Origin of the sequence: Streptomyces durbertensis, assembly GCF_014156695.1 — a bacterium.
Taxonomy (GTDB): Bacteria; Actinomycetota; Actinomycetes; order Streptomycetales; family Streptomycetaceae; genus Streptomyces; species Streptomyces durbertensis.
This window is the reverse complement of sequence record NZ_WMLF01000094.1, coordinates 1-15,085: the sequence shown is the minus strand read 5'-3', so window position 1 is coordinate 15,085 and position 15,085 is coordinate 1. Positions and strand designations below refer to the sequence as shown.

The 15,085-nt window shown below is 73.9% G+C and carries 12 protein-coding genes; 8 read left to right on the top strand and 4 right to left on the bottom strand.

The genetic code is table 11. From position 1 onward, the window contains the following. The first annotated feature begins 60 nt into the window (after positions 1-60). Positions 61-1,647, top strand: a complete 1,587-nt coding sequence (locus GL263_RS09155) for a helix-turn-helix domain-containing protein (protein WP_182855098.1) — start codon at positions 61-63, stop codon at positions 1,645-1,647. Between the two features lie 37 nt (positions 1,648-1,684). On the opposite strand, the gene GL263_RS09150 is transcribed toward GL263_RS09155, so the two are convergent. The 3 genes from GL263_RS09150 to GL263_RS09140 form a co-directional block, all read right to left on the bottom strand. Continuing rightward, on the bottom strand, positions 1,685-3,355 hold the full coding sequence (locus GL263_RS09150; protein WP_182855097.1) for a hydantoinase B/oxoprolinase family protein: 1,671 nt from the start codon (positions 3,353-3,355) through the stop codon (positions 1,685-1,687). After that, on the bottom strand, positions 3,352-5,421 hold the full coding sequence (locus tag GL263_RS09145; RefSeq protein WP_182855096.1) for a hydantoinase/oxoprolinase family protein: 2,070 nt from the start codon (positions 5,419-5,421) through the stop codon (positions 3,352-3,354). Before GL263_RS09145 ends, GL263_RS09150 begins: the two co-directional genes overlap by 4 nt. A gap of 164 nt (positions 5,422-5,585) precedes the next feature. Continuing rightward, entirely contained in the window at positions 5,586-5,831 is a 246-nt protein-coding gene (locus tag GL263_RS09140; protein ID WP_182855095.1) for a hypothetical protein, read from the bottom strand. 124 nt (positions 5,832-5,955) lie between these two features. Here GL263_RS09140 and GL263_RS09135 point away from each other — a divergent pair, with 124 nt between their 5' ends. Then, complete coding sequence (locus GL263_RS09135) at positions 5,956-6,855, top strand: (2Fe-2S)-binding protein (protein ID WP_182855094.1); 900 nt, start codon at positions 5,956-5,958, stop codon at positions 6,853-6,855. Between the two features lie 88 nt (positions 6,856-6,943). Here GL263_RS09135 and GL263_RS09130 read toward each other — a convergent pair whose 3' ends face one another. Continuing rightward, complete coding sequence (locus GL263_RS09130; RefSeq protein ID WP_182855093.1) at positions 6,944-7,966, bottom strand: ABC transporter substrate-binding protein; 1,023 nt, start codon at positions 7,964-7,966, stop codon at positions 6,944-6,946. Between the two features lie 82 nt (positions 7,967-8,048). On the opposite strand from GL263_RS09130, the gene GL263_RS09125 reads away from it, so the two are divergent. The 6 genes from GL263_RS09125 to GL263_RS09100 all read left to right on the top strand — a co-directional run bounded on the left by GL263_RS09125 (position 8,049) and on the right by GL263_RS09100 (position 15,040). Then, positions 8,049-9,104: a FecCD family ABC transporter permease gene (locus tag GL263_RS09125; protein WP_323379312.1), complete on the top strand. Its 1,056-nt coding sequence runs from the start codon at positions 8,049-8,051 to the stop codon at positions 9,102-9,104. Then, positions 9,101-10,225, top strand: coding sequence for a FecCD family ABC transporter permease (locus tag GL263_RS09120; protein ID WP_323379311.1), 1,125 nt, complete (start codon positions 9,101-9,103; stop codon positions 10,223-10,225). The genes GL263_RS09125 and GL263_RS09120 overlap by 4 nt, the downstream gene beginning before the upstream one ends. Next, the gene (locus GL263_RS09115) at positions 10,222-11,103 is read left to right on the top strand and encodes an ABC transporter ATP-binding protein (RefSeq protein WP_182855091.1); all 882 of its coding nucleotides are present in this window, start codon (positions 10,222-10,224) and stop codon (positions 11,101-11,103) included. Before GL263_RS09120 ends, GL263_RS09115 begins: the two co-directional genes overlap by 4 nt. Before the next feature lie 282 nt (positions 11,104-11,385). Next, on the top strand, positions 11,386-12,732 hold the full coding sequence (locus tag GL263_RS09110; protein ID WP_182855090.1) for a diaminobutyrate--2-oxoglutarate transaminase family protein: 1,347 nt from the start codon (positions 11,386-11,388) through the stop codon (positions 12,730-12,732). Beyond that, positions 12,729-14,309: a pyridoxal phosphate-dependent decarboxylase family protein gene (locus GL263_RS09105; RefSeq protein WP_182855089.1), complete on the top strand. Its 1,581-nt coding sequence runs from the start codon at positions 12,729-12,731 to the stop codon at positions 14,307-14,309. The genes GL263_RS09110 and GL263_RS09105 overlap by 4 nt, the downstream gene beginning before the upstream one ends. Before the next feature lie 122 nt (positions 14,310-14,431). Next, positions 14,432-15,040: a GNAT family N-acetyltransferase gene (locus tag GL263_RS09100; RefSeq protein ID WP_182855088.1), complete on the top strand. Its 609-nt coding sequence runs from the start codon at positions 14,432-14,434 to the stop codon at positions 15,038-15,040. Positions 15,041-15,085: the final 45 nt, after the last annotated feature.

Sequence of the window (15,085 nt, the reverse complement as noted above, 5' to 3'; positions counted from 1 at the left end):
GCACAGGAACGCGACACCCGGCAACACACCCGGCAACACACCCGGCAAGGGGGCCACCCGATGAGCCGTCACCGCCCCTGCGGCCAGCTGACCGTGGCCCAACTCGTGCGCTTCGGCCCGCTCAGCGGCGCCCGCGCCTTCGCCGGCTCCCATCTGCACCGGCCGGTCAGCGGAGTCGGTCTGGTCTCCGACCTCGACCAGGCGCGCCGCGTCGAACCCCAGACCGCCATGGTGGTCCACCCCGCCGCCGCGCACGGCGTGTGGGCGCTGGAGGCCGCGCTGCGCTGCGCGTGGGAACGCAACGCCGCCTGCGTCGTCGCCCCCGACACCGTGCCCGTCAGCGGCTCCACCACCCAACTCGCCGAACGGCTGCGGATGCCGCTGCTCACCGTGCCGGACCCGGCCGGCATCGCCCTGGAGATGGCCGTCGCCATCGCCGACACCGAGGCGGCCAGGGCACGGCTGATCGCCCGCTGCGCGGTGCTCTTCGGCGAGCGCTTCAGCCTGCGCGGCATCGTCGGCGTCATCAACTCCGAGGTGCCCGGGGTGATCGCGGCCCTGGTCACCAAGGAGGGGCACCTGCTGGCCGGCCGGGCCGCGGCCGGTGGCGGCGACCTCGCCGGGCCCGCCGAGGACCACCACCGGGTGACGGTCCCCGTGCCCTCGGCGGACGGCCGCCCCTGGGCGACGCTTGTCGCCCGCATCAACACCCCCTCGCCCGCCTGGGCCGAGACCGTGGAGACGATCCTGCGGCTGGCCCGCGCCCCGCTCGCCTCCGCCGGCGCCGGCACCCGGCTCTCCCTCGCCCACCAGGGCAGCCGCGACCGCCTGCTGATGGAGGCCCTGCTGACGGGGCGCCCCTCGCCGCACCCCGCCGAGGAGGACCACCGCCCCGGCGCGGCGCTCGCCGGCGACGGCCGCGGGACGCTGCCGCACGGCGGCGGACAGAGCCCCGAGGAGATCGCCAGGGACGCCGGCTGGCCCGTCGACGGCCGACTGGTCGCCGTCTACCTGCGACCGGCCGGCTGGGAGCCGCAGGACCTGGACGCCGCCGCCCCCGGCGTCACCGCCGCCTGGCAGGCCGACCTCTCCGACGCGCCGCTGGTCCCGCTCCAGCACGGCTGGGCCACCTGGTTCACCGGCACCGGACTCACCTCCGAGCAGGTGGGCCAACAGGTCGGCAGGCGGCTGGAGTCCGCCCGCATCCCGATCCCGCTGAGCGCGGGCGTCGGCGACGTGGGCGAGGGCATGGCGGGGCTGCGCCGCTCGGTGACCGAGGCGGAGCTGGCCGCGGCGGCCGCGAGCCGCCGCGGCGGCCGCGTCGTCGAACTGTACGGGCGGCTGGGGCCGCGTGCCGTGCTCGCCGCCCTGCCGGTCGCCGAACTCGCCACCGCCGCACGGACGTTACTGGCGCCCCTGCTCGCCGACCCGAAGGCCGACGTGCTGCTGGCGACGCTGGCGGCGCTGCTGGACTGCGCCGGCTCCACCGGGCAGGCCGCGGCCCGGCTGGGCGTGCACCGCAACACGATACTGGGCCGCGTCGAACGCATCCGGGCCCACGGCGTCGACCTCAACGCCCCCGAGCAGCGGCTGGCGCTGCACGTCGCCTGCTACGCGCTGCTGGACCCGGCCGCGCCGTCCGTCTGACCGGACAGGTCCCGGACGGCACGGCCGGGTGCGCCGTTCAGCGCCCGTAGGCGCGGCGGGCGTGCTCGGGCGTCACGTGCCGGTCCCGCACGTCGGCCTCGACGAGTGCGGGGTCGCGCTCGTCGGCCGGGCCGTAGCCACCGCCGCCGCCCGTCTCGCACCGGACCACGTCGCCGGCGCGCAGCGCCAGCCCGTTGCACTTCAGCAGCCGCCGCTCGTCCGGCCCGCCCGGGTTGATCGTCACCCGCGGCCCGACCGCCTCGCCGCCGCCGAACAGCCCCCAGGCGGGTGTCACGGACCGCTCGAACCACAGGGAGACCGTGCAGTCGGCCAGCACCTCGTACTCCCGCACCACCCCGTTGCCGCCGCGCCAGCGGCCCACGCCGCCCGAGTCCGGCCGGAAGCCGTACTCGGTGATCCGCACCGGGAAGCGGGCCTCGACGACCTCCACGGGGAGGTCCTTGAGCGAGCCGTTGACGTTGTTGATGAGGGCGTCCTGGCCGTCCGAGCCGTGCCAGGCCCCCCAACCGCCCAGCGTGGCCTCCAGACTGACGTAGTCGCGGTGGGTGCGCGGGTCCCGGCCGGCGAACATCACGATCATCGAGTCGCCGTGGCTGGCGGCCGCCACCCGTTCGGGCAGCACCGGCGCCAGCGCCCTGGCGACGAGGTCGATGAGCAGGCCCAGATGCGAGAAGTACCACTGGCAGGCGGCCGGGGCGACCGCCCCGAACACCGAGCCCTCGCGCACCTGGACGGTCAGCGGGCGGAACGATCCGCCGTTGCCCGGCACGTCCGGGCTGACCAGCAGCTTGTAGCCGACCCGGCAGGCGGAGACGGCCTGCGCGGCACCGCAGTTGACCGGCCCGACGGTCTGGTCGGCGGACTCGGTGACGTCGAAGTCGATGTCCGTGCCGCTGACCGTGATCCGCAGTTTCACCGGTACCGGCGTCGTGAGGTCGATGCCGTCGTTGTCCAGGAAGCCCTCGGCCGTGTAGACGCCGTCCGGGACGGCGCCGATGACCTCCCGTTCCAACTGCTCGGTCTGGCGGAAGATCTCGTCCCGCGCGGCGCGCAGGGTGGCCAGGCCGAAGCGCTCGACCAGCTCCGCGAGCCGGGTCTGCCCCATGCGGATGGTGGCGATCATGGCGTTCATGTCGCCGGTGGTGGGGTACGGGAAGCGCACGTTGCCGGCGATGGTGTCGGTGATGCCGGGCACCGGCACCCCGCCCTCGACGAGCTTCTGGGGCCCCATCCGCAGGCCCTCCTGGAAGATGTTCACCGAGTCCATGGACCCGCCGGGGTCCTTGGAGCCGACGTCGATCCAGTGCGCGCGGGTGGCGGTGAAGCCGGCGAGTTCGTCGCCGGTGAAGACCGGGCCGAAGATCGTGACGTCGTTGAGGTGGGTCCCGCCGAGATAGCTGTCGTTGAGGATCCACACGTCACCGGGGCGCCAGGCGTCCCTGCCGAACCGCTCCTCGGTCGCCTTGGTGCAGCTCTCCAGGTTGCCGAGGAAGATGGGCAGCCCGGCCGACTGTCCGAGCACCTGGTGCTCGTCGTCCAGCAGCGCCACGACGCAGTCGCCGCACTCGTAGATGATCGGGGTGTACGCCGAACGCATCAGGGTCGCGTTCATGTCCTCCGCCGCCGAGATCACCGCGTTGCGGATGATCTCCACGGTGACCGGGTCGACGGTTGTCGCCGTGCTCACTTGGCCTCCTCGCGTATGACAAGCGAACCCCCGGCGTCCAGCCCCACCCGGTAGCCGGGCGGTACCACGGTGGTGGCGGTCGGCTCCTGGACGATCGCGGGGCCGCTGAACTCGTGTCCGCGGCGCAGCGTCCCGCGGTCGACGATCAGCGCCGGGTGCTCGACGCCGTCGAACACCACGCCGCGGGTGCGGTGCGGGAAGTCCGCCTCCGCCTCGGGAACGGTCTCCGCGGGCGCCGCGTCGAGCGCGCCGAGCGCGGTGACGCGCAGCGCCACGAACTCCAGCGGCGCGCCCTTGTTGGAGTGCCCGTAGCGGGTGTGGTGCTGACGGGCGAACCGCTCGGCGATGATCTCCGGGAAGTCGGGGAGCAGCGGCTCGTCCGGACCGGTCAGCGGGACGGTCAGGGTGTACTCCTGCGCGGCGTAGCGGATGTCGACCGCGCACTCGGAGCGCCGCCGGTCCTCGGGCACACCCTCGCTGTCCAGGGCGTCCAGCGCGCCGCGGGCGGCGGTCGACAGCCGGTCGGCCATCTCCCGTGGGTCCACGTCGGCGTCGAGCCGGAAGAAGGGCTCGGCGAAGTCCGTGCGGATCTCGGTCTCCAGCATCCCCCAGGCGGAGAACGCGCCGGGGAAGCGCGGCACGACCACCTCGGGTATGCCGAGCTCCCGGGCAAGGAAGACGCTGTGCATGGGGCCCGCGCCGCCGAAGGCGACCAGGGTGAACTCGCGCGGTTCGATGCCGCGTGCCACGGTGATCGTGCGGATCGCCTGCGCCATCTTGGCGTTGGCGACCTCGCAGACGCCCTCGGCCATCCCCACCGCGTCCAGCCCGAGCCGCTTGCCGAGCGCGGCCAGCGCCTGCTCGGCGGCGGCCGCGTCGAGGTCGAACTCGCCTCCCGCGAAGCCGCGTTCGTCGATCCGGCCGAGCAGCAGGTTGGCGTCGGTGACCGTCGGCTCGGTGCCGCCCCTGCCGTAGCAGGCGGGCCCGGGCGCGGCGCCGGCCGAGCCGGGGCCCACGCGCAGCCCGCCGGCCTCCTCCCAGGCGATCGAGCCGCCGCCGGCGCCGATGGTGTGGATGTCGACCACGCTCATCAGGACGGGCAGGCCCTCCAGCCGGGCCTCGGAGGTGACGTCCGGCCGGCCGTCCACGACGAGGGAGACGTCGAAGGAGGTGCCGCCCATGTCCACGCAGACGAGGTTGCGGCGGCCGAGCGCGCGGGCGAGCGCGACCCCGCCCATGGTGCCGCCGACGGGCCCGGACAGCAGTGTCTGGAGCGGTCGGTGACGGGCGGTCTCGGCGGTGATGACACCCCCGGAGGACTGCATCACGTGCAGCGGCACGGCCACCCGGTGGTCGGCCAGTACACCGGTCAGCGAGGTCAGGTAGCGCCGCACCACGGGGCCGATGTAGGCCTCCAGCACGGCGGAGGAGGTGCGTTCGTACTCGCGCCACTCGTTGGCGGCCTGGTGGGAGAGCGAGATCGTCACGTCCTCGCCGAGGTCGGCCAGCTCGGCGCGCAGGATCTCGGCGGCCCGCAGTTCGTGCGCCGGGTTGGCGTGGCTGAACAGCAGCCCGACGGCGATCGCCTCGAAGCCCTCCGCGCGGTAGCGGCGGGCGGCCTCGCGGACCGCGTCCTCGTCCAGCGGTTCGATCTCCCGGCCGGCCGCGTCCAGACGTCCGCCGACGGGGACGATGTCCCGCAGCGGGACCAGCGGTTCCGGCTTGCGGTAGTGCAGGTCGTACAGCCGGGTCCGGGGGCCGCGGGCGATGTGGTAGGTGTCGGCGGCGTCCTGGCCGGCGAGCAGCAGCACCCGTACGCCGCGCCGCTGGAGGAAGGCGTTGAGTCCCTGCGTGGTGCCGTGCACCAGGAAGGTGATGTCGGCGGGGGAGGCCGGTGGGCCGTCGGAACCGGCCAGCACCGAGGTGAGGGCGGTCATCACCCCCTCGGTCAGGTCGTGCGGAGTGGTGGACGCCTTGCCCGCCCGGTAGCGTCCCGTCCGCTCGTCGTAGACGACGACGTCGGTGAAGGTGCCTCCGATGTCCATCGACACCCGCAAGCCTGTCATCCAGAGCCCCTCGTTTCACTGCGGTCAGCAGGCACAACGGGCCCAGGCTAGGTGACGGTCGTCAACTTCGCCTGTGAACAGGGTGGTTACCGGCCAGCGCGGCCAAGAGGCGGCCGGAAAACATCGGTTGAACACACGGTGTGGAGTGGCGGTCGGCCCCTGGGTCAGGGTGCCAGGCCCGAGCGGGGGAGGGGCTGCCGGCGGCGCCAGGTGGCGTAGTCGACAAGCGAGGACCACTCGTCGTCCACGTCGCCGGGCACGGCCCGGCGCTCGGCGGCCCACTGCCGGGCGAGAGCCGTGTAGATCGGGGTGGACGCGATCCGGTGAACCGTTTCTTCGCGCTCCGGCCCGTCCGCCGGCTGGCGGTGGCGGCGCCGGGCCGGGTTCTGCGGTGTGCTGAGGGAGGTCACACAGTGGACAACGCGTGTGAACGGATTCGGTCACGGGGCGACACCGCCGAACCGGTGGTCTGTTGCACAGAGCCGGAAGTGCCTAAGGTTAGCCTTGCCTGTCATCCCACCCCCTGAGGTTCCCGTGTCCGCCGTATCCCACGCCACGGTGACGGCGGCCGATCCCGGCCGGCCGCTCACTCACACCGCGCTGCTCGCGCGGATGTACGAACCGCTGGCCGAGCTGTTCCCGCCGCTGATACTGCGGACCACCACCGGCGGACCCACGCCCGGCACGCTCACCGCCCGAGGACTCGTCGAACGGCCCGAGGTGCCGGGCGCGCTTGTCGAACGCGTCGCCGAACGGCTCGCCGCGACCTTCGGCCGCCACCCGCGGCAGGACGTCGCCGCCGCCGAGGCGCTCCATCAGTACGCCTTTGTGGCCTGTCTCACGATGAGCGGCCCCTGGTATCTGCAGCGGCGCGTACCGCGCCTGTCGCCCGACGCCTTCGCCTTCGACCTCGACGCCCTGGTGGTCACGGTCGCCCCCGAGAGTGTGACGTGCCTGCCGGGCGACCCGGCCGAACACCTGCCGGGGGTGCGGGTGGTGGCCGACGAGGCGGCGCTGCGCCAGGAGCTGCGAGCCGCCGTGCGCGACCACCTCGGTCCGGTACTGGAGGCGTTCGGCCCGCTGCTGCGACGCGGCCCGCGCGGGCTGTGGGCGCTGGCCACCGACGAGTTGGCCGAGGGGCTGGCGCATCTGGGCGGGCTGCTGGGGGACCGCCCCGCCGGCGCCCGGGCGGCGAACTCGCTGCTCCCCGGCGACACCCCGCCGTACGCGGGTGCCGCCGGCTACCGGCTCCCGCCCGCCGAGGCGCCTGCCGACACGCCTGCCGACACGCCTGCCGGCGTCACGGCGGCCGGCGAGAGCGGGGCGTGCGAGGCGTCCGCCGACCCGGCCCGCGTCCGGGCGAGCTGCTGTCTGTACTACACGCTCACCCCGGACCGGCTGTGCGCCGGCTGCCCGCGGGCGGGTCGCGGCTGAAGCGCGGCCGGCATCCCGCGCGGCCCGCACGCGCGCGCCCACCGGCGCCGGCCGTGGGGCCGGGCACCGGTGGGCGCGTGAAGGGGCGTCAGCCGCGGGCCGCGTCGACCTTGTAGGTCTTGGCCACGTCGTCCAGCACCGACTCGGCGCCGTACAGGCCGACCGCGAGCATCCAGGTCACGTCGTCCACGTCGTGCACCTTGCCGTCCAGCTTCTTCCACAGCGGGTTGGCCTGGTACTTCTGCTTGCTCTTCTCCGAGGCGCCCTCCGGGTCGGGGTAGGCGGTGACAAAGATGTCGTCCGCGTCGACCTTCCGGATCTCCTCCTCGGAGATGTCGGCGTTGAAGCCCTCGCCGCGCGCGTCCTTCGGCTTGTCGAAGCCGAGGTCGTTCACGATGACACCGATGTAGGTGTCCTCCTTGTACAGCCGCGTCGGGCCGTCGACGAACCGCACGACGGAGACGGTCGGGTTGCCGCCGCGCTCCTTGCGGACGCTGTCGCCGATGGCCTTGGCGCGCTTCTCGAAGGCCTCGACCTTCTCCTTGGCCAGGTCCTCCTTGCCGAGTGCCGTGCCGACCAGCTCCAGGTTCTCCTTCCAGGTCGCGCCGGTCGTCTCGGTGAAGACGGTCGGGGCGATCTCGTTGAGCTGGGAGTACAGCTTCTCGTGGCGGACCTTGGCGGAGAGGATCAGGTCCGGCTTGAGCTTGATGATCTGCTCGAGCTTGGGCTCCTCCAGCAGACCGACCGGCACGGCCTCGCCGCCGTACTTCTTCGCGTCGTCGCCGAAGTAGGCGGGCAGCTTCTCGTCGGGGCTGGCGAAGGTGGTGTAGCCGACGACCTCGGCCTCGAGGGCCAGCGCGGCGTCCACGAACGTCATGTCCAGGGCGACGACCCGCTTGGGCTGTTCCTTGATCTCGGTCTTGCCCATCGCGTGGTCGACCGTGCGCGGGAAGGCCGAGCCGCTCGCGTTCTTGTCGCCAGGGGACTTGCCGCCGTCGGTGTCCGTATCCTTGTCCGAGCCTCCGCCGCACGCGGCGGTGGCGAGCACGGCCGCCGTGGCGGCTGCGGCGCCGACGGTCCGGCCGAGACGGGTGAGCCAACGGGCTCTCATATGAGGGTCCCCTTTCTTACGGGATTGCGCGGCCTAAGCTTAGGCTGGCCTAACCTAACCTATGGCGCCGCGGAGGAACATCGTGATCGAAGCGCTATCTGCGCCGCCCGCAAAACGGGCGAAGCGGCAGATCGCGCCAAACCGGACCCGCAGACTGTGGGGCGGACTGGCCGCACTGCTGGCACTGCTCGCGCTGACGCTCCTGCTGAGCCTCGCGCTGGGCGCCAACCCGCTGACTCCCTCCCAGGTCTGGCACGGCCTGTGGACCCCCACCGGGGAGGACGGCGACATCATCGTCCGGCGCCTACGGGTGCCCCGGACCGTACTCGCCCTGGTGGCCGGCGTCGCGCTCGGCGTCGCCGGCGCGCTGATGCAGGGACACACCCGCAACCCCATCGCCGACCCGGTGGTGCTCGGCATCAGCGCCGGAGCCGGCATGTGCGTGGTCGGCTCCATCTTCGTACTCGGCGTCACCAGCCTGTACGGCTACATCTGGTTCGGCTTCCTCGGCGCGGCGGTGGCCAGCGCCCTGGTCTATCTCGTCGGCACCCTCGCCCGGGGCGGGGCCACGCCCGTCACCCTGGCGCTGGCAGGCGCCGCCACCCACGCCCTGTTCACCGCGCTGACCGCCGGCATGGTCATCATGGACCGCGCCGCGATGGACACCTACCGGTTCTGGACCGTCGGCTCGGTCAGCGGCCGGACGCTCGAACTCACGACGCAGATGCTGCCGTTCGTCCTGCTCGGCCTGGTGCTGGCGGCGGCCAACGCGCCCGGTCTGAACGCGCTGTCGCTGGGTGAGGACGTGGCCCGCACGCTCGGCGTCAACCTCGGCACCACCCGCGCCGTCGGCATGGTCGCGATCACCCTGCTGACCGGCACCGCCGTCGCGGTGTGCGGGCCGATCGGCTTTGTCGGACTGGTCGCCACCCACGTCGCGCGCTACTTCACCGGCCCCGACTACCGCTGGATCCTCGCCTACGCCGCACTGCTGGGCGGCGCCCTGACGCTGGCCGCCGACACTCTGGGCCGGCTTGTCGCCCGCCCCGGGGAGTTGGAGGTCGGCATCATGCTGGCGCTCATCGGCGGCCCGGTCTTCATCTACCTCGTTCGCCGCAGGAAGCCGGTGAGGCTGTGAGCACCACCCGAACCCCACCCGTGCAGGAAACAACCCCGCCATCGGAGACCGGACTCCCGGTGGTGCCCGGACGGCGGCCGCTGCGGTTCGGTCCGGTCTCCATGGTCTGGCGGCCCCGAGCGGCACTGGTCCCGCTGGTCATCGCGGCCGCCGTGTTCGCCGGAGTCGTGGTCAACGTCGGACGCGGCGACATCGAGGTCCCGGTGCCCGACATCGTCGCCGTGCTGCTGGGCGGCGGCGACGGGGTCGACCGCCTTGTCATCATGGAGATGCGGCTGCCTCGCTCCCTGGTGGGCGTCCTGGTCGGCGCCTCGCTGGCGCTGGCCGGCGCCATCTTCCAGAACATCGCCCGCAACCCGCTGGCGAGTCCGGACATCCTGGGCATCACCACCGGCGCCGGCGTGGGCGCGGTTGCCGTCATCGTCGGAGCCGGCGCCTACGGCGGCCTCAGCGGCGTCCTGGCCGACGTCGGCATCCCGTTGGCCGCCGTCGCCGGCGGACTGGTCACCGCCGTGGTCATCTTCGTGCTCGCCGTACGGCGGGGGCTCAGCGGCTTCCGGGTCCTGCTGGTCGGCGTCGGCGTCAACGCCGTACTCGGCAGCGCGCTGTCCTGGATGCTGGTGAAGGCGAACATCGTGGACGCCGGACGCGCGCTGATCTGGCTCAACGGCAGCCTCAACGGCGCCAACTGGGAGCTGGTCCGGCCCGCCGCGCTCGCCCTGCTGGTGCTGCTGCCGCTCGCCCTCGGGCTCTCCTTCCAGCTGGGCGCGCTCGCCTTCGACGAGGACACCGCGCGCGGCCTGGGCGTGCGGATGACCGCCTCCCGGGCCGTGCTGCTGGTCACCGCGGTGCTGCTGACCGCGACGGCCACCGCCGTCGCCGGCCCCATCGCCTTCGTGGCACTGGCGTGCCCGCAGCTGGCGCTGCGCCTGCTGCGCTGCGGCACCCCGCCGCTGCTCGGCTCCGCCCTGCTGGGCGGGGCGGTCACCGTCTGGGCGGACGTACTCGCCCGAAGCGTCGTCAGCGACGTCGAACTGCCGGTCGGGGTGCTCACCGCCGCGCTCGGCGCTCCCTATCTGCTGTACCTGCTCATCCGGAGCGGAAGGGGTCGTACCTCATGACACACACCCTCGACCACGACGACGTACGGGACGGCGCGCCGGCCGGCGCCCGGGGACGCGAGGCGGAGCACGCCGGACGCCCCGCCGCGCGGCTGCGCGCCGAGCGGCTGAGCCTGGCGTACGGAGACCGCACCGTGGTGCACGACCTCGACCTGGAGATCGAGGACGGCACGGTGACCGCCGTCATCGGCCCCAACGGCTGCGGGAAGTCGACCCTGTTGCGTTCCTTCGGCCGGCTGATGAAGCCGCTGTCCGGCCGGGTGCTGCTGGACGGCGAGCCCGTGCACACCATGCCGACCAAGCGGGTCGCCGAGCGGGTGGGGCTGCTGCCGCAGTCCCCGGTGGCACCCGAGGGGCTGAGCGTCGCGGACCTCGTGGCCAGGGGCAGGCACCCGCACCAGACCTGGTACCGGCGCTGGTCCTCCGACGACGAGGAGGCCGTCGCGCGGGCGCTGCGCAGCACCGGCACCTACGAGTTGGCCGAGCGCACGCTCGACGAACTCTCCGGTGGCCAGCGGCAGCGCGCCTGGATCGCCATGGCGCTCGCGCAGGAGACCGAGATCCTGCTGCTCGACGAGCCCACCAACCACCTCGACCTGGCGCACCAGGTGGAGGTGCTCGACCTGGTGCGCGAACTGCACCGGGACACCGGCCGCACGGTCGTCCTCGTTCTGCACGACCTCTCGCTCGCCGCGCGGTACGCGGACCACCTGGTCGCCATGAAGGACGGCCGCGTCGTCGCCCAGGGCCCCCCGGTCGAGGTGCTCACCGAGGAACTGCTCGCCGAGGCGTTCGGGCTGCGCGCCCTGGTGCGGTACGACGAGGAGATCGGGGCGCCGTTGGTCGTCCCGCTGAGCAGGGAGCGTGCCCTGGCCTGAGGTGGTCTCGTTGCTCACCGTACGGTGCCCGGCGTCAGCGGTCGCTGCCGCCGGGCACCGTGCGTTCGGGTCAGCGGGGGCGCCGCGGGGCGGAGTTCACCCCGCCCGGTGGCGGCGCGTCGGCCCGAGCCCGGGCGACGGAACGAGAGGGCTGGCGTTGCACTCCGCAGAGGTTAGGCTAACCTAAGTGCGTCGCCGGGCGATTCCCCCGAACGTGTGGTTCGCCGCACCCGCCCGCCCCGAACGCCTCCGTTCCGTCACCTTCGAAGGGCCACCGCAACCATGCTGCGTGCTCAACTCCTCGACCGCCAGGAGCGGCGCGAGTCCGCCGCTCGTACCTACGCCAGGACGCTGCCGGTCGCCCCGGTGGCGGCGCTCGGCGCGGAGGTCACCGGAGCCGATGGCCGGACCTATCTCGACTGCCTCTCCGGCGCCGGCACCCTGGCCCTCGGCCACAACCACCCGGCCGTCACCGAGGCCCTGCGCGCGGCCCTGGACTCCGGCGCGCCCCTGCACACCCTCGACATGATCACCCCGCAGAAGGACGCCTTCACCACGGAGTTGCTCGTCCGGCTCCCCGGCGATCTGCGGGACCGCGCCAAACTGCACTTCTGCAGCCCCGCAGGCACCGACGCGGTGGAGGCGGCGGTCAAGCTCGCCCGGGACGCCACGGGACGCACCGGCATCGTCTCCTTCACCGGCGCCTACCACGGCATGACCCTGGGCGCCGCCGCCCTCTCCGGCCCCTCCCGCATGCGCGGCGGCTCGGCCGGAACCGGCCCCGCCGACGCCCAGCCCGTCACCCGGCTGCCCTACCCCTACGGCTACCGCTGCCCGTTCGGCCTCGGCGCAGAGGAGGGCGGACGCCTCTCCGCCCGCCTGCTGGAGAACTACCTCACCGACCCCTCCAGCGGTGTGGGCACCCCGGCCGCGGTGATCCTGGAGGTCGTGCAGGGCGAGGGCGGCGTCGTCGAGGGCCCGGACTCCTGGCTGCGGGAGATCCGCCGCGTCACCGCGGAGAACAACGTCCTGCTCATCATCGACGAGGTGCAGACCGGCATCGGCCGCACCGGCGACTACTGGGCCTGCGAGAGGGCCGGCGTCACCCCGGACATCCTGGTGACCTCCAAGGCCGTCGGCGGCGGACTGCCGCTCGCGCTCATCGCCTACGACCCGGCCCTGGACACCTGGCGGCCCGGCGACCACACCGGCACCTTCCGCGGCAACACCCTGGCCATGGTCGCCGGTGAGATCACCCTCCGGACCGTCGCCGAGGAGCAACTGCCCGAACGCGCCGCCAAGCTGGGCTCGACGATCCGCGCCGGACTGCGCGAACTGGCCCGTGAACACCGGCACATCGGCGAGGTACGCGGCCGCGGCCTGATGATCGGCGTCGAACTCGTCGACCCCGAAGGGGAACCCGACGCGCTCGGCTCGCTGCCCGCCGCCCCCGAGTTCGCCTCCCGGCTCCGCGCCGCCTGCCTGGCCCGCGGCCTGATGCTCGAACTCGGCGGCCGACGCGACAGCGTGCTGCGCCTGCTGCCGCCGCTCGTCCTCAGCGACGAGCAGGCCGACTCCGTACTGAACCGCCTGTCCGACGCCCTGGCCGATGTGGAGCGTGCCGCGTGAGCTCTCACCCGAACCCCGCCGACCGTCCGCACGACCTCGCGGACCGGGACGCCACCGCCGTCGCCGCCGGCCCCGGCGACGCCCGCACCCTGCGCGCCCTGACCTCCGTCGCGCTCGACGCGCTCGCCGACGGCGCCGCCGCCCGCGGCGGCCCGCTGCCGCACGGCGGACCGGACGAGGTGGCCGCCCGCACCCGGGCGCTGATCAGCCCGGTCCTGCCGGACGCCGGTGTCGGCGCCCAGGACGCCCTCTACGACGTCGTACGCGCGGCCGCCCAGGGCGCCGCCGACCCCTCCGACCCGCACTGCGCGGCCCATCTGCACTGCCCGCCGCTGGCCGTGGCCGCCGCCGCCGACCTCGCCGCGTCCGCGCTCAACCCCTCCATGGACTCCTGGGACCAGGCGCCCGCGGCAGCCGTCATCGAGGAGGAGGTCACCGCCGAACTCGCCCGGCTGGTCTACCCGCGGGCCGAGGCGGCCGACGCGATCGTCACCAGCGGCGGCACCGAGTCCAACCTGGTCGCGCTGCTGCTGGCCAGGGAGCGGGCCCAGGCCCGCGGCGAGCGCACGGTCCAGGTGCTGGTCGGTGCGAACGCCCACCACAGCGTGCGCCGCGCCGCGTGGATCCTCGGCCTGCCCACCCCGATCGCCGTGGAGTGCCGCGCCGGCCGGATGCTCCCCGCCGCGCTCGACCGGGCCCTGGCCTCGCTGGGCGGCGCGCCCGCCCTGGTCGTGGCCACCGCCGGGACGACCGACGAGGGCCTGATCGACCCGCTGCCGCAGATCGCCGAGGTCGCCGCCGGGTTCGGCGCCGAACTCCACGTGGACGCCGCCTACGGCGGGCCGCTGCTGTTCAGCGACTCCCTGGCACCGCTGCTGGACGGCATCGAGCAGGCCGTCTCGGTCACCTACGACCTGCACAAGCTCGGTTGGCAGCCGGTCGCCGCCGGCGTGCTGGCGGTACGCGACGCCGCGTCGCTCGGCGCGCTCTCGCTGCGCGCCGACTACCTCAACGCGGACGACGACACCGAGGCCGGACTGCCCGACCTGCTGGGCCGCTCCATCCGCACCTCCCGCCGCCCCGACGTGCTGAAGATCGCCACCACGCTGCGCGCGCTCGGCCGGGAAGGCGTCGGCGGACTCGTCGAACACTGCGTCGACACGGCGCGGCGGTTCGCCGAACGCGTCGACCGCCATCCCGCGCTGCGCCGCCGCGACGGCGACGCCGGCATCTCCACCGTGCTGTTCCGGCCCGTCGCCGCCGACGCCCTGGTGGACGAGGCGGGCGACGAGGCCGGGGACGCGCTGGTCGCGGCGATCCGGCGCGAACTGCTCACCGAGGGCAGCGCGGTGCTCGGCCGGGCCGTCGCCGAGGACCACGACGGCGTCCGCCGGCTGTGGCTCAAGGCCACCCTGCTCCACCCCCGGGCCACCGCCGACGACCTCGGCCCGCTGCTCGAACTCGTCGCCGAACGCGCCAGGTCGCTCGCCCAGCCCCAGCCGCCGACCGCCGGTGGCGTCATCGCACCCGCGCTGCCGGGGCAGCAGGGGGCCGGGTTGGAAACGCTCACGGTGTGATCTAACTTAGCTTTGCCTAACCTTCGTCCGTCCCGTCGAGATGTCCGTCCGACGGCGGAACCGTCGCGTGCCGGGACGGGCGGAGGAACGGCCGCCGACCCGCCCCCACCTGAGAGGTCACCATGAGCCAGACCGTCGAGACCGCCCCGGCCAGACCCGGCCGGGCGCCCCTCGCCAGCCTGCGCATGCGCCGCTACGACGGCCCGGAGGTCGCCGCCGACCCCGGTCGTTGGGCCCGCGCCTACGAGGACGTGTACGCCCACGCGCTCGACCTGAGCGACCACACCGACCCGCCCGTCGAGGAGCGGCTGCGCACCCACGCCGAGCGCCCCGGCTTCGGCCTGCTGGCCGCCCTCGACGGGGAGACCGTCGCCGGCTTCGTCTACGGCTACACCCTCCAGCCGGACACCCTCTGGTGGGACGGCCTGACCCCGGCGCCCACCGCCGAGTTCGTCCGTGAGGACGGCCGCCGCACCGTCGGTGTGTGCGAACTGCTGGTGGCCGCCCGTTGGCGCCGCTTCCACCTCGGCACCACGCTCGTCGCGGAGTTCCTCGCCGGCCGCACCGAGCAGCGGGCCGCCGCGCTCATAGCCGAGACCAACGAGGTCGTACTGGAGCGCTACGCCGGCTTCGGCTTCGCCCAGGTCGGAACCATGGCGCCCTACCCCGGCTGGCGCCGCCACCACATGATCGTCGCCGACCTGCGGACGCCGGGTCGCTCCCGCGTCTGACCGGCCGTCCCGTCCCCGCCCCCCCCCGAGAGCTTAGGCAGCACG

Excerpts from the sequence above, each read along its gene's own strand:
- GL263_RS09145 (WP_182855096.1), bottom strand. The coding sequence starts at position 5,421 with ATGACAGGCTTGCGGGTGTCGATGGACATCGGAGGCACCTTCACCGAC.
- GL263_RS09100 (WP_182855088.1), top strand. The coding sequence starts at position 14,432 with ATGAGCCAGACCGTCGAGACCGCCCCGGCCAGACCCGGCCGGGCGCCC.
- GL263_RS09155 (WP_182855098.1), top strand. The coding sequence starts at position 61 with ATGAGCCGTCACCGCCCCTGCGGCCAGCTGACCGTGGCCCAACTCGTG.
- GL263_RS09110 (WP_182855090.1), top strand. The coding sequence starts at position 11,386 with ATGCTGCGTGCTCAACTCCTCGACCGCCAGGAGCGGCGCGAGTCCGCC.
- GL263_RS09115 (WP_182855091.1), top strand. The coding sequence starts at position 10,222 with ATGACACACACCCTCGACCACGACGACGTACGGGACGGCGCGCCGGCC.
- GL263_RS09130 (WP_182855093.1), bottom strand. The coding sequence starts at position 7,966 with ATGAGAGCCCGTTGGCTCACCCGTCTCGGCCGGACCGTCGGCGCCGCA.